This window comes from Fodinibius saliphilus, assembly GCF_005869845.1.
Lineage (GTDB): Bacteria > Bacteroidota > Rhodothermia > Balneolales > Balneolaceae > Fodinibius > Fodinibius saliphilus.
This window is the reverse complement of record NZ_VAWF01000001.1, coordinates 1,541,560-1,562,061: the sequence shown is the minus strand read 5'-3', so window position 1 is coordinate 1,562,061 and position 20,502 is coordinate 1,541,560. Positions and strand designations below refer to the sequence as shown.

At 41.7% G+C, this 20,502-nt stretch carries 15 protein-coding genes and 1 tRNA gene; 10 read left to right on the top strand and 6 right to left on the bottom strand.

Going from position 1 to position 20,502, the window contains the following annotated elements; translation table 11 throughout:
- Positions 1-98 precede the first annotated feature (98 nt).
- Positions 99-3,887 (top strand): hydantoinase B/oxoprolinase family protein, encoded by a 3,789-nt coding sequence (locus FCN14_RS06520; RefSeq protein ID WP_138430404.1) that lies wholly within the window; start codon positions 99-101, stop codon positions 3,885-3,887.
- 29 nt (positions 3,888-3,916) lie between these two features.
- On the top strand, positions 3,917-5,221 hold the full coding sequence (locus FCN14_RS06515; protein WP_138430403.1) for an Nramp family divalent metal transporter: 1,305 nt from the start codon (positions 3,917-3,919) through the stop codon (positions 5,219-5,221).
- Positions 5,222-5,274: 53 nt separating this feature from the next.
- Here the strand turns inward: FCN14_RS06515 and FCN14_RS06510 are convergent, their stop codons facing one another.
- Genes FCN14_RS06510 through FCN14_RS06500 form a run of 3 tightly spaced genes read right to left on the bottom strand, consistent with a single transcriptional unit; the run spans position 5,275 to position 7,154 of the window.
- On the bottom strand, positions 5,275-6,048 hold the full coding sequence (locus FCN14_RS06510; RefSeq protein ID WP_138430402.1) for a TPM domain-containing protein: 774 nt from the start codon (positions 6,046-6,048) through the stop codon (positions 5,275-5,277).
- Between the two features lie 38 nt (positions 6,049-6,086).
- Positions 6,087-6,536, bottom strand: a complete 450-nt coding sequence (locus FCN14_RS06505) for a TPM domain-containing protein (RefSeq protein ID WP_138430401.1) — start codon at positions 6,534-6,536, stop codon at positions 6,087-6,089.
- A 27-nt stretch (positions 6,537-6,563) separates the two neighbouring features.
- Positions 6,564-7,154: a LemA family protein gene (locus tag FCN14_RS06500; RefSeq protein WP_138430400.1), complete on the bottom strand. Its 591-nt coding sequence runs from the start codon at positions 7,152-7,154 to the stop codon at positions 6,564-6,566.
- 206 nt (positions 7,155-7,360) lie between these two features.
- Here FCN14_RS06500 and FCN14_RS06495 point away from each other — a divergent pair, with 206 nt between their 5' ends.
- From FCN14_RS06495 to FCN14_RS06485, 3 genes are all read left to right on the top strand, one after another.
- Positions 7,361-8,068 (top strand): YjjG family noncanonical pyrimidine nucleotidase, encoded by a 708-nt coding sequence (locus FCN14_RS06495; protein WP_138430399.1) that lies wholly within the window; start codon positions 7,361-7,363, stop codon positions 8,066-8,068.
- 6 nt (positions 8,069-8,074) lie between these two features.
- Positions 8,075-10,321 carry a phosphoribosylformylglycinamidine synthase subunit PurL gene (purL, locus tag FCN14_RS06490; protein WP_138430398.1) on the top strand — a complete coding sequence of 749 codons (2,247 nt, stop codon included), beginning with the start codon at positions 8,075-8,077 and terminating at the stop codon, positions 10,319-10,321.
- Between the two features lie 146 nt (positions 10,322-10,467).
- On the top strand, positions 10,468-11,187 hold the full coding sequence (locus FCN14_RS06485; protein WP_138430397.1) for an SDR family oxidoreductase: 720 nt from the start codon (positions 10,468-10,470) through the stop codon (positions 11,185-11,187).
- 82 nt (positions 11,188-11,269) lie between these two features.
- Here FCN14_RS06485 and lat read toward each other — a convergent pair whose 3' ends face one another.
- Positions 11,270-12,619, bottom strand: coding sequence for an L-lysine 6-transaminase (lat, locus tag FCN14_RS06480; RefSeq protein WP_138430396.1), 1,350 nt, complete (start codon positions 12,617-12,619; stop codon positions 11,270-11,272).
- Positions 12,620-12,733: 114 nt separating this feature from the next.
- Here lat and FCN14_RS06475 point away from each other — a divergent pair.
- A tRNA-Met gene (locus FCN14_RS06475) sits at positions 12,734-12,806 on the top strand.
- A 358-nt stretch (positions 12,807-13,164) separates the two neighbouring features.
- Here the strand turns inward: FCN14_RS06475 and FCN14_RS06470 are convergent.
- Positions 13,165-15,345 carry a PAS domain-containing sensor histidine kinase gene (locus FCN14_RS06470; RefSeq protein ID WP_138430395.1) on the bottom strand — a complete coding sequence of 727 codons (2,181 nt, stop codon included), beginning with the start codon at positions 15,343-15,345 and terminating at the stop codon, positions 13,165-13,167.
- A gap of 616 nt (positions 15,346-15,961) precedes the next feature.
- Here FCN14_RS06470 and FCN14_RS06465 point away from each other — a divergent pair.
- The 3 genes from FCN14_RS06465 (at position 15,962) to FCN14_RS06455 (ending at position 18,363) form a co-directional block, all read left to right on the top strand.
- Positions 15,962-16,327, top strand: coding sequence for a hypothetical protein (locus tag FCN14_RS06465; RefSeq protein ID WP_138430394.1), 366 nt, complete (start codon positions 15,962-15,964; stop codon positions 16,325-16,327).
- A 299-nt stretch (positions 16,328-16,626) separates the two neighbouring features.
- Positions 16,627-17,862 (top strand): C10 family peptidase, encoded by a 1,236-nt coding sequence (locus FCN14_RS06460; protein WP_138430393.1) that lies wholly within the window; start codon positions 16,627-16,629, stop codon positions 17,860-17,862.
- An 81-nt stretch (positions 17,863-17,943) separates the two neighbouring features.
- Positions 17,944-18,363, top strand: coding sequence for a hypothetical protein (locus tag FCN14_RS06455; RefSeq protein WP_171032834.1), 420 nt, complete (start codon positions 17,944-17,946; stop codon positions 18,361-18,363).
- Between the two features lie 101 nt (positions 18,364-18,464).
- Here the strand turns inward: FCN14_RS06455 and rocD are convergent, their stop codons facing one another.
- Entirely contained in the window at positions 18,465-19,700 is a 1,236-nt protein-coding gene (rocD, locus tag FCN14_RS06450; protein ID WP_138430391.1) for an ornithine--oxo-acid transaminase, read from the bottom strand.
- A gap of 407 nt (positions 19,701-20,107) precedes the next feature.
- Here rocD and FCN14_RS06445 point away from each other — a divergent pair, with 407 nt between their 5' ends.
- The gene (locus FCN14_RS06445; protein ID WP_138430390.1) at positions 20,108-20,362 is read left to right on the top strand and encodes a bactofilin family protein; all 255 of its coding nucleotides are present in this window, start codon (positions 20,108-20,110) and stop codon (positions 20,360-20,362) included.
- The last annotated feature ends 140 nt before the right edge of the window (positions 20,363-20,502 follow it).

The window sequence follows — 20,502 nt, the reverse complement described above, 5'->3', positions numbered from 1 at the left end:
CCCGCTAGATAAAGTTTTAGCTGATAATGGCATAGAACCGAATTAAATGAAATATTAGGGCGACTATTATGATAATTTGAACCCAATATGCATTTAATATGAGGGAAGGTCAGAAGTCCGCTTGGAAAGTTTGGGTAGATACGGGAGGTACTTTTACGGATTGTATCGCCATTAATCCCGAAGGAGACCGAAGAAAAGCAAAGGTCCTAAGCAGTAGTGCTCTCAGGGGAAAAATAATATCAAGAGTTTCTGACCTGAGTTATAAAGTTGATCAATCTTGGCAAGCACCGGATAATTTCGTTGAGGGATTCGAATTTAAACCTCTGGACGGTTCTCAGCATCATGTAGAAATTACGGCATTTGATAGCGAAAAGTCTGTTATTACAATTAACGAGCCTATAGAGGTGAGAGAGGATACCCCATTCGAGGTGCTTTCAGACGAAGAAGCCCCGGTACTAGCGGCAAGGCTTGTTACCAACACAGCTCGGAAAAAGAATTTGCCGCTGACAGATCTTAGACTGGCAACGACTAAAGCGACCAATGCTTTACTAGAAAAGAAGGGGGCACCTACTGCTCTTTTTGTAACAAAAGGTTTTAGGGATTTGTTAGAAATTGGAACTCAGCAACGTCCCGACCTTTTTGCCCTTCAAATCAATAAACGGGCTCCTTTATATGAGCAGGTAGTTGAGGTAGATGAACGGTTGGATGCAGAGGGGACCGTTTTACAGGCTCTGGATATTCAGTCGTTGAGGCCTAAGGTAGAGCGCATGTTGGATAATGGTATTAGGTCAGCGGCAGTTTCACTGATGCATAGTTATAAGAATAATAAGCACGAACAAAAGCTAAAAAAATGGCTGCTTGATCAAGGTTTTGAGCATGTTTCAGTTTCTTCTACATTGAGTCCGTTTATCCAGATTTTAGCCCGTACCGAAACCACATTGGTTAATGCATATCTGGCACCCACCATACAGCAGTACCTAGATGATGTACAGACCGTAGTCAAAGATGAACAGATGTTTATTATGACCAGTGCCGGGGGACTCACATTAGAGGAGAACTTTGCTCCTAAGGATAGTCTACTTAGCGGTCCGGCGGGTGGGGTTGTTGGAGCAGCTACAGCCGGAAGCAAAGCAGGGATAGATCATGTTATATCATTCGATATGGGGGGGACAAGCACTGATGTTGCTCGTTATGATGCCGGTTATGAATATGTTTTTGAACACACGATAGGCGATGCACATCTTGTTGCTCCTGCTCTTAATATTGAGACGGTAGCTGCCGGCGGAGGGTCAAAATGTTATTTTGATGGGCATAAGCTTTGTGTAGGTCCGGAAAGTGCGGGAGCATGGCCTGGACCGGCTTGCTATGGTGCGGGTGGCCCCCTTACGGTTACAGATGTAAATCTTTTATTGGGACGTCTGGATCCTGAAAACTTTCATATTCCAGTAGACGTGGAAGCTGCGAATGACCAGCTAGACAAGCTGTTAAAAGAAGTTAAAGAGAGTACAGCTATTACACTTTCTCGGCATGATATACTCTCAGGCTTTTTACAAATTGCCAATGAACGTATGGCTGACGCTATTCGAAAAGTTTCAGTTCAAAAAGGCTATGACACCCAAAATTATGGATTAGTGGCTTTTGGTGGGGCTGGAGGCCAACATGCGTGTGCTATTGCCGATAGGTTAAACATAGACACAATTGTTATTCCTAAAGAAGCGGGTTTATTAAGTGCCGAAGGGCTGGGACATGCTGTAGTTGAAGAGTTTGCTGAATCGCAAATTCTTCAACCATTAGCTGAGTTGGAGTCAGAATTAGACACTTACTTTGATAAGCTGAACAATCAGGCCGAAGAAAAATTGGTTAACGCTGGTATCTCTGTTCAGGATATTGAGGTGCGTCGCGAAATATTGTCGATGCGTTTATCGGGTCAGGAAACTTCTCTGGAGATCGAGTATGATCGTAAAAAAGATATCGAGAATATTTTTAAGGAGGAGTACTGCGAGCAGTATGGGCACTGGATAACCGGTCGGGAAATTGAAGTAGTAAGTTTACGGGTTGTAGTTTCGGCAGATCTTATTGATGAGCAGGGAGAACAGCCTAATAGGGTTAGTTATTATGCTGATGCAGATTTTGCAAAGGAGATTTGGTTCGAAGGTCAAAGCCAGGAGACACCGGTTTTTAAAAGAGAAGAACTGAAAATAGGGGCTCGTATTTCAGGACCTGCTCTTATTTTAGATCCTCACAGTACCATTGTTCTGGAGCCTGAATGGCAACTTGTTGTAACAGATGAAGGGGCGCTGGAGATCACACAAAAAGAGGGGGTAGAAAAAGAAATTGATGAAGAACTCTCAGAAGTGGTCAATCTTGAGCTTTATACTAATCGATTTAGTTCTATTGCTGCGGAGATGGGAGAGATGTTGCAGCGCACAGCCCTCTCTGTAAATGTAAAAGATCGACTGGATTTTTCATGTGCTTTGCTCAATGCCGAAGGGGAGTTGGTCGTTAATGCACCGCATATTCCGGTGCATTTGGGGGCATTAGGATTATGTGTACGAAAAGTAAAAGAAGCATTGGAGATTGCACCGGGAGATGTTTTGGTGACGAACCATCCGGCATATGGAGGTTCACATCTGCCTGATGTTACGGTTATTACTCCGTGTTTTGTAGAGAATGATCTTATTGGTTTTGCAGCAAGCAGGGCCCATCACGCTGAAATTGGAGGAGTAACACCGGGATCGATGCCACCCACGGCCACAAATCTCCAGCAAGAGGGGGTTGTTATTCCGCCTATGCATTTGATTAATGAGGGAGAAGGGAAGTGGTCAAAAATAAAGAAACACTTGCTTTCTGATCCCTATCCAACACGTAGTATTGATGAAAATATTGCTGACCTTCAGGCGGCTGTTGCTGCCAATAAACGAGGAATTGATAGCTTGGAAAATTTATGTAGAGTACACAGTGTTGAAAACGTGAGACACTATATGAGTGCCTTGACTGAACATGCTGAGGCTAAGATGCGCTCGACCATTAGGGACATGGAGAACGGGCAGTTTATAAGTGAGGAATTATTGGATGATGGAACTTCATTACGGGTAGAGGTAAAAGTAGAGAAAGATGAGATACAGTTGGATTTCAGCGGAACGGGAGCAGTACAGCGGGGTAACCTTAATGCTACACCTGCAATTTTAAATAGTGTAGTGATGTATGTATTACGGTTACTTATTAACGAGCCGATACCATTAAATGAGGGGATACTGAAAGCGGTGAGTATAAATTTACCAAGGTGTTTATTAAATCCTGAATTTGATGATGAGCCCCAAAAGTGTCCGGCGGTGGTGGGCGGAAATATCGAAATAAGTCAGCGTTTAGTTGACACCTTGCTAAAACCGTTTAAAAGAGTAGCCTGCAGCCAGGGGACGATGAATAACGTACTTTTTGGTAACGATAGCTTTGGGTATTATGAGACGGTTGGCGGAGGTACCGGTGCTGGTCCCGGCTTCAATGGAGCCGATGCGGTACATCACCACATGACGAATACACGAGGTACTGATCCTGAAATATTTGAATACCGTTATCCCGTTCGTCTGGATGAATATTCAGTACGAAAAAATTCCGGTGGTGGAGGCAAGTGGAAAGGAGGTAATGGAATCTATCGAAAGATTACTTTTTTAGATACTGTAGAACTAACCGTATTGACCCAGCACCGTAAAGAAGGGGCTTATGGTCTTTCCGGGGGTAAGGCCGGCACCGTAGGGGAGCAGTGGGTACTTTTCCGGAATGGAACTAAAAAGAAACTGAATTCTGTAGATGGTTGCGAATTGGAAGAGGGAGATAGTTTTGTCTTAAAAACACCCGGAGGCGGTGGTTTTGGCAGTCCAGAGAATTAATAAGCATATTGAAATTATTAAATGGGATTATGAAAAAGCGTTTCTTAAATATTTTGTTTTGGGCCGTAATTTCTGCGGCTTTTATTGGACCGGGAACAATAACTACAGCAGCAGCTGCCGGTGCAGAATTTGGTTATTCCCTTATTTGGGCACTTATGTTTTCTACAATTGCTTGTATTGTGTTACAAGAAGCCAGCGCCCGATTAACAATGTCATCAGGAATCAACTTGGGAGAAGCATTGAAGAAGTATTTGCATGTGAGTCCCGCTATGAGTGGACTGTTGGGTATGATAGTAGGTGCCGTAATTTTAGGGTGTGCTGCCTATGAGGCTGGGAATATATTGGGTGCTGTGGCAGGTATTACGCTTATTTTTGAGATACCGACATATTGGATTGTATTAGCTATGGGGGCAATAGTGTTACCATTATTTTGGTTTGGAACGGTGGAGTCTGTAGCAAAAATCATGGGCGTGTTGGTTGCCTTTATGGGATTCTGCTTCCTCGTTACAGCTATTACTATGAAGCCCGACTTAGGAGCAGTAGTAGGGAGTTTAGCAATTCCGAAAATCCCGGAAGGGTCAAGTATGCTTATTCTAGCTCTTGTAGGGACTACTGTGGTTCCTTATAACTTATTTTTGGGTTCAGGTATAGCGTCGGGTCAAGATCTGAAAGAGATGCGTTGGAGTTTAAGTATTGCAATTGGCTTGGGGGGATTGATTTCTATTGGGGTTCTTATCGTAGGTACAGCCATTGCCGGTGCTTTTACCTTTGAGGGCCTGGCAGCTGCTCTTACGGAGCAGATGGGAAGTTGGGCATCTTTTTTACTTGGTTTGGGGCTTTTTGCTGCAGGTTTAAGTTCTTCAATAACGGCGCCGTTGGCTGCTGCTGTAACTGCTCAAAGCGTTGCCGATAATGAGGACGATGACGGAAAATGGGCAGAGGATGGCCGTAACTTTCGGGCTGTATGGGTGGGAGTGTTATTGATAGGTCTCATTTTTGGAGCTTCGCAAGTACAACCAATACCTGCTATTATATTAGCACAGGCTTTAAATGGTATCATATTGCCGATGGTAGCTATTGCACTTCTTATCTTGGTAAATAACAGGGAGTTGATGACTTCGAAGGCTGTAAATTCAAATGCCATCAACCTTTTAATGAGCGTGGTGGTTTTTATAACGATTATTATTGGAGTCCGTAATGTAGCACGGGCACTTTCCAATACGTTACCGGTTGAGCTGGTAAACGAAACCTATATACTTATTACTTCGCTGATTATTTCTGTTCTTATCATCTGGCCGGTATATCGTACTATACAGAAGTTGCGCGAGAAATAAGAATAACCACAGAGGCCAATACGATACTGCCCTCTGTGGAATATAATAGCTACTTACCAACCTCCGCTGGCACCACCGCCACCGGAACCAAAGCCGCCACCTCCACTGAAACCACCGAAGCTGCCACCGCCGGAGCTGCTTCCGCCAAAGCCGCCGCCTCCACCAAGAAAGATAAAACCGCCAGATCCCAGCGTTCGTCGACGCTTACCTTTCCCTTTGCCACCACCGCGCCCGGCAGAGTAGAAGACAAAAAACACAAAGAGTGCAAATATGATAAAGGAGATGGTGTCATTATCGTTTGAGGTCTTTTCGGTAAGCTGATCAATATATTCGCCGCTGGCCAGCTGTATGATTGCCGAAGTGGCGCGGTCTAAACCTTCATAAAAATTACCGCGTTTAAAATCGGGCGTCAGAATATTTCGGATGATTCGTCCTGCCATGACATCGGTGACTACCCCTTCTAGGCCATAGCCAACTTCAATACGCATCTTACGTTCTTCTTTAGCAATGACTATCAGAATCCCATTATCTTTTTGACCTTGCCACATTTTCCAGCTGTTAAACAGAGTAGTAGCTGTTTCTTCAATAGAAATATTGTTAAGAGTTTGCAAAGTCGCTATGGCAATAACAGTGGTAGTGGTATCACGATAATTTCGCAATTTCATTTCCAGTTGTTGTTGCTCTGAACGATTTAACATTTTTGCAAAATCGCTTACATGTCCTGTGGGCTCAGATGGCAGATCCTGAGCGTTAAGTAGAGTGGGTAAAAAGAATAAGCACAGGAAAAGTGGAATAATATAAGTATGGAAAAAACGAGATCGGTTCATTGGAAACATACGATTATAATCTTTAAAGATAGTTCTAACTAGGAATTGTTGGAATCGCGATAGCTTATCTCATTGGAGAGTTCATCGATATCTCCCTTTTTATGAGGGAATAGTTCCACGAGCTTTTCACCCACTTTGTAGACTGCTTTTTCGATCCCTTCCTCATAGGCATCTTCTTTAAAATGCCGTATGAGTATGTCCAAGACATCACTCCAGAATCCTTCTTCTACTTCGGTATGGATACCTTTACCGGCATATACCGCCGCTTTATGATCTTCAGAGGCGATATAAATCAATACCCCATTTTGCCGTTGGGTTTGATCCATCCCCAAGTCATGAAAGACTTGAGCTGCTCGTTCTAATGCATCGCTTTCACATTCTTCTTCAATATGTACGCGAATTTCACCGGAAGATTTGTTTTCAGCTTTTTGTATCGCTGAAATAACCTGTTGTTCCTGTTCTTCTGTTAGTAAATCTTTGTCTGCCATCTTGTTACTCCTTAGAGGTTGTTCTGTCTATTCACTAAAATTAACTTCGGGGGCTTCTTCCGCTCCCTCATCTGCTTCGAAATAGGCCTTCTTTTCAAAACCTAGAATACTAGCAAAGATATTACCCGGGAAGAGCCTGATTTCGGTATTATAGCTTTGGACTGCTTCATTAAAACGCTGTCGTTCTGTGGCAATTCGATTTTCGGTACCTTCCAGTTGGTTTTGTAGATCTCTGAAGTTTTCATTCGCTTTGAGCTCAGGATATTTCTCTACAGTAACAAGGAGTCGTGACAGGGCTCCTGAAAGTTGCTTTTGAGCCTGCTGGAACTGCTGCAGTTTTTGTGGGTTGTTGAGGTCATCAGCAGAAACCTGGATAGAAGATGCTTTACTTCGTGCTTCAATAACCTGTGTAAGCGTGCTTTTTTCAAAGTCTGCGGCCCCTTTCACAGTATTAACGAGGTTGGGGACCAAATCAGCACGGCGTTGGTACTGGTTTTCGACCTGTGCCCATCGTTGATTTACTGTTTCCTGTTTATTAACAAGTCCATTATTTACACTGACGCCATAAAAAAAGAGTAATGCGGCGACGCCTAATCCGATGATAGTTTTAATATTCATTGATCCCGATATTAGTTTAATATTTATGATGCACAATATACGAAAGGATCAGAAAATTGATACATTTTTGAAAATTAAGAATTTGAAATAAACAATTGTGAGAGAGGTAGAAGCAAAATTAAATATCATCAATATGTTTTTTAAATCTTATTAATCAAATCCCTATCTTTGAGCGAATCATTTTCAACAAGATTTAAGTACTTCTTTTGCCGTACCAGTATATCTACTTCGATTTGGATGACACGCTCCTTAATCACAAGGCAGCGGAACAAGCCGGGCTTCAGGAGGTTTATAACAACTTTGCACTTTTTGAAGAGGTTAGTCCCTCCGAGCTTATAGATGAGTACCATAAGGTAAATAGTGAACAATGGGGACTCTATAGCCGCGGAAAAGTCGACCGATCAGAACTGCAGCGAAATCGATTTGAAAAGACACTTCAGAATCTGGAACTAAGTGCCAGCCGATACGAAGAGATAGGCAATTATTACATGCAGTGCTATCGTAATCATTGGCAATGGGTAGATGGTGCTAAAGAAGTCTATTTGAAAATAGCTGAACATTATCCTGTAGGAATTTTGACAAATGGATTTGCCGAAACACAACGGTTAAAGTTTGAAGAATTCGGGTTTTATGAGTCAGCGGACCATACTGTTATTTCTGAAGATGTAGGGGTGTTAAAGCCCGATCCCAGAGTATTTGAGCATGCCACGGAAGCAGCAGGTGTTGAAAAAAATAAGATCTTATATGTGGGCGATTCTTTTTCTTCCGATATTGAAGGCGGTTCGCAGTATGGCTGGAATACAGCATGGTTTACTTCTAACGGGGAGCCCGAAAAACATGCGAAAGCTGATTTCGTTTTTAAGGAATTTGAACAACTAGAACAGTTACTGGAACTTTCCAACACTCAATCATAATAACTGATGTCTGATACTACTATTACTGAGCCGAAAGTAACACTCGAATTAGCGAAAGATCACGGACTCACAGAAGAGGAGTTCGAAATGGTCAAAGATTACTTGGGGCGTATGCCTACTTTTACCGAATTGGGTGTCTATTCGGTAATGTGGAGTGAGCACTGCTCTTACAAAAACTCAATCCTTGAAATTAAAAAGCTGCCCAACGAAGGGCCTCAAATGTTGGTAGATGCCGGTGAAGAGAATGCGGGTCTGGTAGATATTGGTGATGGCCTTGGCTGTGTTTTCAAGGTAGAGAGTCATAACCACCCTTCTGCTATTGAACCTTATGAAGGAGCAGCAACAGGGGTTGGTGGAATTCACCGTGATATTTTCACTATGGGTGCTCGGCCTATTGCAAGCTTGAACTCTCTGCGCTTTGGAGACCTTGATACACCCAGAGTGCGATTTCTGCTTGATGGGGTGGTAAGAGGGATTGCAGATTACGGGAATTCTTTTGGTGTACCTATGGTTGGCGGCGAAATCTATTTCGACGAAAAGTATGAGGGCAATCCGCTAGTTAACGCGATGAGTGTTGGAATTGTGAAAGAAGATCAGACCGCATCGGCAATCGCCGAGGGAATTGGAAACCCTGTTATTATTGTAGGATCTGATACAGGTCGCGACGGAATTCACGGGGCAACCTTTGCATCCGAAGAGATTAGTGAAGAAAGTGAAGATAAGCGACCTAGTGTTCAGGTAGGAGATCCATTTTCTGAGAAACAGCTGCTTGAAGCTACATTGGAAGTTATTAAAAATGGTGGTATCGTCGGAATTCAGGATATGGGAGCTGCCGGTATCAGCTGTTCTTCTTCCGAGATGACGGCCAAAGGCGGCGTTGGAATGGAGCTGGACCTTGACAAAGTTCCTGCCCGTGAGGAGGGTATGACTGCCTATGAGTTACTGCTCTCTGAGAGCCAGGAGCGTATGCTGGTTGTGGCTGAAGATGGACGTGAGCAAGAAATTATTGACATTTATGAGAAATGGGATCTCAATGCCGTTGTTATTGGTGAAGTTGTAGAAGGCGAAAATGTAACGTACAAGAAAGATGGGGAAGTAAAGGCGGATATTCCTGCTGATAGTTTGGTATTGGGCGGTGGCGCTCCCCAGTACAAGCGTGAAACCAAGAAGCCTGAATACCTCGAGGAAACACAGTCGTTTGATATCGATTCCCTGGATCATCCTACAGATCACAAAGAGATTATGTCCGGTTTGTTGGGGGCTGCAAATATCGCATCCAAGCGATGGGTTTATGAGCAGTATGATACCATGGTACGCACCAATACGGTGAACGGCCCGGGAGCTTCAGATTCTGGTGTTGTTCGTATCAAAGGTACTAACAAAGGGCTGGCAGTGAAGACCGATTGTAACGGGCGTTATGTCCATTTGAATCCCCGCAAAGGTGGCCAAATTGCTGTGGCCGAATCTGCACGAAATGTCGTTTGTAGCGGCGCTAAGCCGATGGCGATAACAAACTGCCTGAACTTCGGTAATCCTTATAAACCGGAAGTATACTGGACATTTAAAGAAGCACTTGCCGGAATGGGGGACGCTTGTCGTACTTTTAATACGCCGGTAACAGGTGGAAATGTAAGTTTCTATAACGAAAATCCTGAAATGGCAGTATTCCCAACACCTGTTATTGGAATGTTGGGACTTATCGAAGATCTGGAAAATGATCGCATGACACCGGAGTTCAAAGAAGAGTCTGATTCCATTTATTACATTGGTGCGCCTAGAAAAGGGCTGGGAGCTAGCGAATATCTGCACACAATTCATGACCTTACCACCGGTGATGCTCCTGAAATTGATCTGGAGTTTGAAGGACGTCTGCAAAAAGTATTACTTGAAGCTATTCAGCGGAACCTGGTTAATGCTGCACATGATGTTTCTGATGGCGGATTGGCAATCACTTTAGCTGAGATGTCGATGTTCGGAGGTAAAGGTGCAACGGTCTCAGTTGATGAGTTGGGATCTAACATGCACGAAGTACTCTACAGTGAAGCTCAATCCGGAGTTGTCGTAACATGCAGTTCTAATCAGAAGAAGACTGTTGAAAGTCACTTTACTGACAACGATCTGCCATTTATTGAGTTGGGCAAAGTCGGCGGAGAAAGTGATGATTTTGAAATTTCAGGCCTTTTGACCTTTACCCAAGATGAGATGGTATCAATCTATGATAATGTAATTAAGGCTGGAATGCAGCAGCGATAACCGCTTATAATTTCTGCACTTTTTATAAGTTTGTAATAAAATATCAAAAGGGACTCCTAAATAGGAAGTCCCTTTTCTTTTTGAACGATTTGGAGCGAAACTGAATTAACAGATTCAAAAGAATTAAAGATAAAATATTTATTGAAATGAAGGATAAAATTGTACTAATCGTAGGTGGATCAGGTGGAATAGGAAGTGCATGTGGGCGTGTATTTGCAAAGGGCGGGGCTACCGTCGTATTAGCGGCGCGAAACCAGCAGAAAGCCGAAGAGGTGGCAAAGGAAATAAACGATGAGGGGGGAGAGGCCTATGTTATTGGTGTAGATGTTACAGATCTGGCTTCGGTATCAAAGATGGCGCGCGAGGTTATTGAAGACCTTGGGCCTACTGATGTTCTTGTAAATGCGTTTGGTACTGCTGTTATTCAACCTTTGCTGGATATTAAGCCTGAAGATGCCAAAGAGATGTTAGATGTAAATGTATATGGTACTTTCTTAGTTACGCAAACGGTAGTTCGATATATGGCTACGGAGAAAAAAGGAAGGGTAATTCTGTTTCCCGGCAGTGTAGGAAAATATCCTATGAAAAATTCTTCGATCTATTCAGCTTCAAAGTTTGCCGTCACTGGATTCACAAAATCTCTGGTGGAAGAGCACAAGAGAAGCGGAGTAAAGTTTACCCTGATGCACCTTGGGGGTGTAGATACGCCAATGTGGGACAGTGACACGGTAAATATGCGAGTGCAAAAGAAAAAAATGCTAAGTACCGAAGAGGTGGCGAAATCAGTGTATTATGCAGCTAATCAACCGGAAGGTTCGGTTCTTAATGAGATTACTATTCAGCCCGAATCACACCAGATGGTATAGGTAGGAAATATAGTTATCAGTATGCAGTTAACAGGAGGTAATACCTCAACTGTTAACTGTTTTACTGATTGCTGAAACTAAATTAGGCGTCAAGTGCAGGGCACTTTTTCATTGCTGACTTGATGGATTTTTCAATGATCTCAAGTCCTTCGTCAATATGATCTTTAGTAACATTTAATGGCGGACGGAATCGCATGGTTTTAGGTCCGCATGAAAGGATCATCAAGTTATTCTCAAAACATTCCTTAATTACGGCATCTCGAACGTGTCCGTTTGGAAAGTCAATGGCACATAACAATCCTTTGCCACGTGGATTGCTGACGTGTTCAAACTGCTCTTCAAGGTTTTGAAGTTTTTCGAGCAGATAATTTCCTACCGTAGCAGCATTTTCAACAAGATTTTCTTCTTCTATTACTTCCAGAATGCGTCCAAAGCGTACCATATCTACTAAGTTACCCCCCCAGGTAGAGTTAATACGCGAGGATACTTCAAAACAGTTGGTATCAATGTCTTCAATGCGTTCCCCAGCCAAGATACCGCAAACCTGGGCTTTTTTACCAAATGCAAGGATATCGGGTTTCACATAATGCTCATGGGCCCAGAACTTACCGGTCAGACCAACGCCGGTCTGTACTTCATCATATATCAGCAGTGCATCGTGCTTATCGGCCAGTTCGCGCAGAGCCTGGTGAAACTCGAGTCGAAAGTGACGATCGCCCCCTTCGGCCTGAATTGGTTCAATAATGATGCAGGCTATATCATCCTTATAAATCTCAAAATAACGTTCAGCTTGTGCTATTGCTCTTTCTTCATCCTGAACCGTTTTACGGATATTCTCGTCGGTAGCGGGATAATTCATAGCCGGAGATTCTATGCGCGGCCAGTCGAACTTGGGGAAATACTTTACTTTTGTGGGATCGGTGTTGGTAAGCGACATCGTATAACCCGAACGCCCGTGGAAAGCCTGTTCGAAGTGTAGTACTTTATGGCCTTTTTCTTCGCGATATCCCTTTTCAAAGTTTTTCTGCACCTTCCAGTCAAATGCGACCTTTAAGGCATTTTCTACTGCCAGGGCACCGCCGGAGATAAAGAAAGAGTGGGGAAGATAGTCCGGGATTCCAACGCGGTCAAAGTTGTCAAGAAACTCCGCCATCTCTTCTGTATATACATCAGAGTTGGAAGGTTTGTTGATGGCTACGCGTCCGATCTTTTTTTGAAACTCTTCGTTGGCCAATCGCGGGTGGTTCATACCCAGGGGATTGGAGGCAAAAAAGGTAAAAAAGTCCAGGTAACGTTCGTCATTTTTTGAATCGTAGAGATAAATTCCGTCACTTTTATCGAGGTCTAGAACAATATCATACCCGTCAGTGAGAATATGTTTTTGAAGAATGTCATGAACTTGTGCGGCATCTACCTGATTTGTGGTGGACATAAGCCTCCTAAGAGATTTAAATTGAGGTTTGAGGTGTTGATTTCCGTCTGGAAAGAAATCTGAATTTACTATTGACAAGTACCCATGTCAAGCCTTATTATTACGGACTCACATCGCGGGGTGGAGCAGCTGGTAGCTCGTCGGGCTCATAACCCGAAGGTCGGAGGTTCGAATCCTCCCCCCGCCACTACGTAAAACGGCTTTCTGAAGTTCAGGGAGCCGTTTTTTTATTTTATACCTATTAAGAGAGGTTCGATATGTATACGGTTTATTCCCTTCATTCTCCTGATTATGATAAGATTTATATTGGGTACACCACGAACTTGCCACAGCTGCTGCGCTCAGATATTAAGTTAGGAACCAAGGAATAGATGATAGAATAGTTCAAATGGGCACTCATATTTTTATGTCGGGTTATAACCAGGAATATAAGATGGGGAGTCGTGGCTATTTATATGGTCCAAGGCTCTTCATTTGAATGGTTTACTCTGCCTACTGCTCGCATTTCTAATGTTTGCCGGAAAAAGAAAGGGTAGTCCAGATATTTAAATATTAGCGTGAGATCCTGATTCCCGTTTTTCAAAGGTGAAGTTAATTTTAAAACCGTTTTTAGGATCAATACTATAGTTCGCATCTAGTTGTTGAAGTAACACCTTGATAATGGTAAAGCCCATAGTCTCAGACTTTTCAAATATACTTTGTTCAAATCCCGGGCCATTATCTCGGTATTTTATATTATAGGCTTCATTTTGTTGTTTAATATCAAGCGTGATAAGTCCATCTTGTCGATCTTGGAAAGCATACTTAAAAGAGTTGGTTAGCAGTTCATTTAATAATATACCTAAAGGGGTAATATCATTAAGGTTCATCTCGACCTCATCTATTTCGAAATGTATATCAAAATCCTTTCCTATGTCTAAAGTTTCTATCACAGTATTTACAAGTTCAGACACATAGTTTTTGACCTTAATTTTGGAAAGATCCGAACTTTGATACAGTAGCTCATGAACTTTTGCTATTGCCTGGATACGGTTTACGCTATGTTCCAAGGCAGAACGATTTTGACTTTTAGCTGGAAGTTCATCCAGCTCCAGGCTTAGGATGCCTGAAATAATGGCCAGGTTATTCTTAACACGGTGGTGAATTTCCTGCAGCAAAACTATATTTTCTTTTTCTGCTTTCAACCGGTCGGTGATATCAATGGCATTACCGATGAGATAGTCCCGGCCGTTTAATTCGACATAGCTTCCATTGGTATGATAGTGATGTTCTTGACCATCTCCGTCAATGAGAATGGTGTCAAGGTCAGCATATCCTTGGTTAAACACTTGTTGGATCGATTGTTTTGCCTCATCTCGCTTTCGAGGAGGGACATTAAGTAAAGCATTGGTTCCCTTTAACTGTTCGGCTGATTTTCCAAAGAAATCTTCGGTATTGTTATTAACCCGGACATAGTTTCCATCTGCATCGAGCATATAGAACAGCCCCGGTAAGCTGTCCAGTATATGATTTAGCAGGTTGACCTGCTGTTTGATATTTTGCTCTAGTTCATGCTGGTCCGTGATATCGAGCAAGATGGTATCCCACAGTACAACTCCGTCTTCCAGTTTCTTGGGAGTTCCCCGGCCATGAATCCATTTTTCTTCTCCACTTGGGGTCTCTATCTTCCACCTCTTGTCCCAGTTCTTCAAGGTTTTTGCCGATTTTTGTACCGACTGCTGAACTGCATCGATATGATCCTCATCAAATTGGGCCCACACCGGTTCGGTCGATTCTAGCACAACTTCGGGCGGTAGTTCAAAGAGATCTCGTACTCCATCGCTCACATACGGATTTGCATCGCTTCCGTCCGGGTGCAGAACATACCGCATGATCATCCCGTCAATATTGTTTGCAATGTTTCGAAGTTGTGTCTCCTTATCTTTGAGCTGTTGTTGTTTTTCCTTTAGATCAGTGATATCAGTCATGGAACCCACGATTTCTACGGTTTCCCCATTTTCCACAACAGGCGATTCATTTACTTGCACCCATATTTTCTTACCGTCGGTTCGTTGCAGTTGCTGTTCGTATGGAGGTTGGGGGTTTCCCGTTTTGATAGCCTTTTCCGTTGCTTTTATACCTTGCCGGTTTTTCTCATGATCAGTAAGAAAGTCCGTCCACTTCTGCATGGCTTGTTTCGGCGGGCACCCCAAGAACCGGGTTGATTGAGGGCTTACATAGGTAATATTGTGATCGGTATCGTGGCGATAGTACATAATGGTACTATGCTCAACAATATCTTGTAGTTTTTGATTTACTTTTTGAATTTCTATCTCTGCTTCCCGTTGATCGGTAATGTCCTGGGTGCTCCCGTAAACGTAAATGCACTGCCCGTCTTTCATTTCTGTCTCTCCAAGGGCTCTGACCCACCGGGAATTCCCCTTGGCCGTAATAATTTTAGATTCGAAGGAAAAGGATTCTCCCTTTTCAATCGCTTGTGTTACGATTTCTCGCACTTTTTTTCTGGGAGAGCCCTCCGCGTAAAAAGATATGGCCGTCTCTAACGTAGGGTTATAATCCAATGGAACTTCATGGAGACGTTTTATTTGATCTGACCAATAGAGCTGATTATTTACAACATCAACCTCCCAATGACCAATACTGGCTAGTTGGTAGGCCTGTTTTTTGTGGCGATCATCCATAAGAATGAATTCATTTGCAGGAGGACTACTAATTAAAAATGACATATGGGACGAAATAGTTCAACATTCAGCTTTGACTATTAACATAGAGGGCACTACGAATGAGCATGCCTGATATCAATACGGACCATGCCTTTCATTGTACAAAGCATGACAAGATCTATATCGGCTATACCTTGAACCTGCGGCAGTGACTGTCCTCATATACCAAGTTAGGGACGAGATATTGGGTGATAAGGTGCCGCTCGTGGGAAGTAGTGTATTCCAAGAAGTATACTACTAAGGCAGAAGCAACTAGTCTTTTTTTTCTACCCTTTTTAATAAAGGTTCCTCATCTAAGTTATTCATCTTGCTCAATATTCCGCTCGCAATAAGATGTACATGGGGTTTTATTGTACTCATTATAACTGCTTCACTCGCAAAATAAATTGGGATTTTAGCAGCGGATGAGACAATACTGCCCATGAATTGATGAGTAATTATTTCCAACAACATATGATGCTCGGGAAACATGAAGTTTTTGTTTAAGTCTTCAGTTGTATGAGCTTAGAATCCATATTAAAAAATAGTATAATTGAATGTGCTTTAAACTAAAGCGTACCTTTATTTTTTTGAAGGTAGAAATGGTTTCACACTATATACCTCATAAGTCCGATTCATTATGACTAATACGTTAAAAGCTGCCATCGATCATTTGCAAATAGAAGGGGAAAAAGTAGAACTGGATAGGTCTCGGCGCGGTAATATGATTAAGTTAGAACTGAAAGCCGATGAAGGAGGTGAGGCCGTTCTTCACTACAATTTTGGCGTATTTAATGAAGGATCCGCCTTTTCTATAGATCGTAAGCAAAGTACCGGTTTCGCAATTGCCTTTGCATCCTCAAAAGGAAACAGCTGCTCTTTTTCCGATGATGTATATATAAAAGAGCTAAACGGCATTATCAAAGGTGCAGGTATTATTCATACAATGAGTGATGAATTAAAAACATTTATTGAGCAAGAGCTGGACATCATATTTGATGAATAAATATTCATTTTGTATTGCAAATCGTTGTTACATCTCTCGTCTCAACCACTGATAATATTGTCGATAGCATTTCTTACTAAATAGTATTCTTTATTCTATAAAAAATATAGCATTATTGTAGTCCTATCCTAGTTGAAAAAACTTGTAACATTTCGCCTACTTTATACTCTTGTTATTTGGCTGGTTATTAAAGAGCTGTAAGCTCTTTGTCCAAGCCTCTGGTTGGTCTTCTAACAATTCCAGCCACATTAGATATCAATAGCAACGTTAAATTATATTAACTATAAAACGAGAGAAAAATGAATAAGTCGCTATTTAAAAGAGTCTTTTTCCCATTTCTGGTATTAGCATTTTTTATATCATGTCAACAGAAGAATATAAATGGGCCATCAAATGAAACAGAAAATATTCAAAAAGCAGATCTTGCGAATACTTCGGTAAGTAAGACAGAAGCTGTAGCAGTGGCTGAAAACTTTGCCAATAACTATAGTTTCCAAAAAGGAAGTTTATTGTCCGGGGAACCAACAAAAAAGAAAAAAACTCATAAAACAGTTGATCATGTGTTAACTGTTAGCAATGAAGATAGTCAGAAATCTATTTATTTAATTAATTATCATGATGGGGGGTTTGCTGTCGTGCCAGCAGATAAGAGATTAAGTCCCATTCAAGCATTTTCTGTTAGCAGTAGTATGCCTGTTACCACCAATGATACAATTCCGGGAGGATTAGCTATTTGGTTGCAACAAAAAGTGAATACAGTCAATAAATATCGAAAATCTAAACAAAAAATATCTGAAGATTCAGAAATTTTGTGGGCACGTGTGTTAGATATTAAAGGTAAACGGCGCCTCCCACCTGATGATGGAGGTTGTGAAGAGTGGACTAATAGAGTAGATCCGCTACTTTCGACTACCTGGGGACAGGGAAGTGGATATAATGATTCTGCGCCACATATGGGGTGTGATTATCCAACGAATGGCAGAGCATATTCTGGTTGTGTGGCAACAGCAATGGCTCAAATAATTAATTACCATGAATATGCGCCGGGCTATAACTATAATTGGAGTGCAATGCCCAATTCATATGGCAGTGATGAGGTATCGCTACTAATGCGTGACATTGGAGATGAAGTGAGCATGGATTATGGATGCGATGCTTCTGGGGCAGATGACGATGATATGGCACCAGGTATGCGCCATTTTGGATATAGTTCGGCCACGCAAGTTGGTTATGAAGGTACTACAAATCGATATGATGTTATTGATGATCTGGATGATGGCGATCCAGTATTATTTAATGGATATGAAAAAGATTATGTGTTGGGAATCTTTCCTACGAATGGGAATGGTCATGCTTGGGTTGGAGACGGTTATATACAATCTAAACTATGTCCCACAGGTAATACCTATCTGAATTTCCATATGAACTGGGGCTGGAATGGAAGTTATGATGGCTGGTATGCTTATAATGAATTTGATCCGGCAGATTCAAACTATGATAGAAACAGTGAAGTGGTTATAAATATCCATCCTTAACAGATGAATATCCATACATTTATTATTGTATTAATAATAGGTTTAACATTGACAGGTTGTTCTACATCATCAAATAATCAAATGGTTAGAGAAACAGACATCCGGTTGATATTTGAAGGTTCAGATGGGGACAACCTGCTCAATGCAAAAACCTCTAACACTATTACTGAGCCCAATACTAATCTTTATTATCTCAGTAATGGAGAAAAAAAGAAGATTTTTAATGCTAATCATGATTATCCCAAACAGTTTTATATAACGAACGAAAGTGGGAAGCATGAAATGATTTTGTTCCCTCATATTGAAAACGATCAGGATACGGCTCGCACCTTAATAAAGGCCGGTAATTTTCCTTTGGATACACTTAAAGTAGAATATGAGCACTCAAAAAATGTAATAGCTGTTTACCGAGTCTGGTATAACGGAGAGTTAAAGTGGGATACAACTAAAGGAACGGATCGTAAAATTGTAGTTACAAAGTCTTCCTCACAAACTGATTAAGGAAGAAGTACTACTAATGGTGATATTCCGACTTGTTTGGAAAAAATAAAAAGGTCCATAAGAAGCTTTCTTATGGACCTTTTATTATTAAAATACTATTGCTACGCTTCTACTTTTTGAAAAGCATGTATGGTCTCTTTAATAATTGACACACAGTCCATCAACTGCTCTTTGGTCATCACCAGCGGTGGTGCAAAGCGGATAATATTGCCATGAGTGGGTTTGGCAAGCAGGCCGTTCTCTTTTAGTTGCAGGCAGATATTCCAGGCGGTGTTGCTGTCGGGTGAATCATTGATGACGATCGCATTTAGAAGTCCCTTACCTCGTACAAGGCTTACCAATTCAGAGTCTTCGACCAGTTTATTCATTTCTTCACGGAAGAGGTTTCCTAACTCTTTAGCATTTTCTGCAAGGTTTTCTTCTTCCACAACTTTTAATGCTTCCATGGCTACTGCACAAGCTAGTGGGTTTCCTCCATAAGTAGAGCCGTGCTCACCAGGGCGCAGGCATTCCATAATATCGTCATTAGCTAATACTGCTGAAACAGGATAGGCGCCGCCGGATAATGCTTTGCCCAGAATCACAATATCGGGTTGCACATCTTCATGGTCTACGCACAACATCTCACCTGTTCGTGCAACACCGGTCTGGATCTCATCAGCAATAAACAAAGTGTTATATTTGTCGCATAATTCAGCGGCTTCTTTAAGATATCCTTCATCAGGCACTACTACACCGGCTTCGCCTTGTATAGGTTCTACAAGGAAGCCGGCAACATCCTTTTCCTTGAGTGCTTTTTCCAAGCTTTCTAAGTCATTATATGGGATAGACACGAAACCCGGAGTATAGGGGCCAAAGTTTTTACGGGCCACCGGATCATTAGAAAAAGAGATAATACTGGTGGTTCGTCCGTGGAAGTTTCCTTTGGCAACAATTATAGTTGCTTTTTCAGGAGTTAGATTCTTCTTTTCGTACGACCATTTACGACAGAGCTTAATTGCCGTTTCCACCCCTTCAGCACCGGTATTCATCGGCAACAGCTTATCATACCCAAAAAGATCGTGCATGTATTTCTCATATTTTCCCAACAAATCACTGTGAAAGGCGCGTGAAACAAGCGTAAGTTTTTCTGCTTGTTCTTTGAGTTTGCTGACAATACGAGGATGACAATGTCCCTGGTTTACGGCAGAATAAGCTGATAGGAAGTCGTAATATTTGTTCCCTTCAGGATCCCAGACATGAACCCCTTCTCCTTTTGAGAGTACAACTGGCAGGGGATGATAGTTGTGGGCTCCGTATTGGTCCTCTAAATCAATTACTTGTTGGGTTTTAGTCATACGTTAAAGCTATTTTTTATTTTTCATTTTGCCTTAAAGATATGATCTACATCATCCAAGAGAAATTAATTTATTAGGAAAAGTTTAATAGAATTATACTGTTTGCCCTTTAGAAGGTACTTCAAGAATATTTTTAACTAGCTCTTGCGAATGCGTTCTAGTATTCGGATTTTGCGACTGAATTTTTCTTTACCCCGTAAGGGAAGAAAGCATACATTAACAACGAGTAGTTTTTTTTCTTGAATATTGTTTTAACAATGGATAACGCCCTGTTAAAATAGGAATCTACTTTTGCTATTCGAAAGAATGGAGGCATTTGTGTTGGCATGGAGAAGAGAGTTTCAACACTTTAGTTGCCTAATGAAAATAAAGAACTGTATACTAATTTAGGAAATAGGCATTACAGGATGAGTTCTAATGTGGTTTTTATTGAGAAAGGAACGTCTTTCACCGGCACATTAACAGCCCCCCGTGTTGTTGTTGAAGGGGAGGTGAAAGGTGATATCATGGCTTCAGATAGCGTTTATATAAAAAGTAGTGGTAGTGTAAGGGGTACTATACGCACACAAAAATTGCTTTGTGAAAAAGGAGGAACTCATAATGGCTTTATTTTATTAAATGAGGAGGTTTCTAGTACTCACAATAAAGTTTCTTCTTTTTAAGGAGCAGACCAAGGAATCGATGAGTACCATGCTAAAGAGCCAATTGCTAAGATAGCAGGAGAAATCCCCAAAAGGGATTGACTTAGTTAAATCCGAAACTGATCAAATTTGGTATTTTCATACATTTACGCCTATATTTA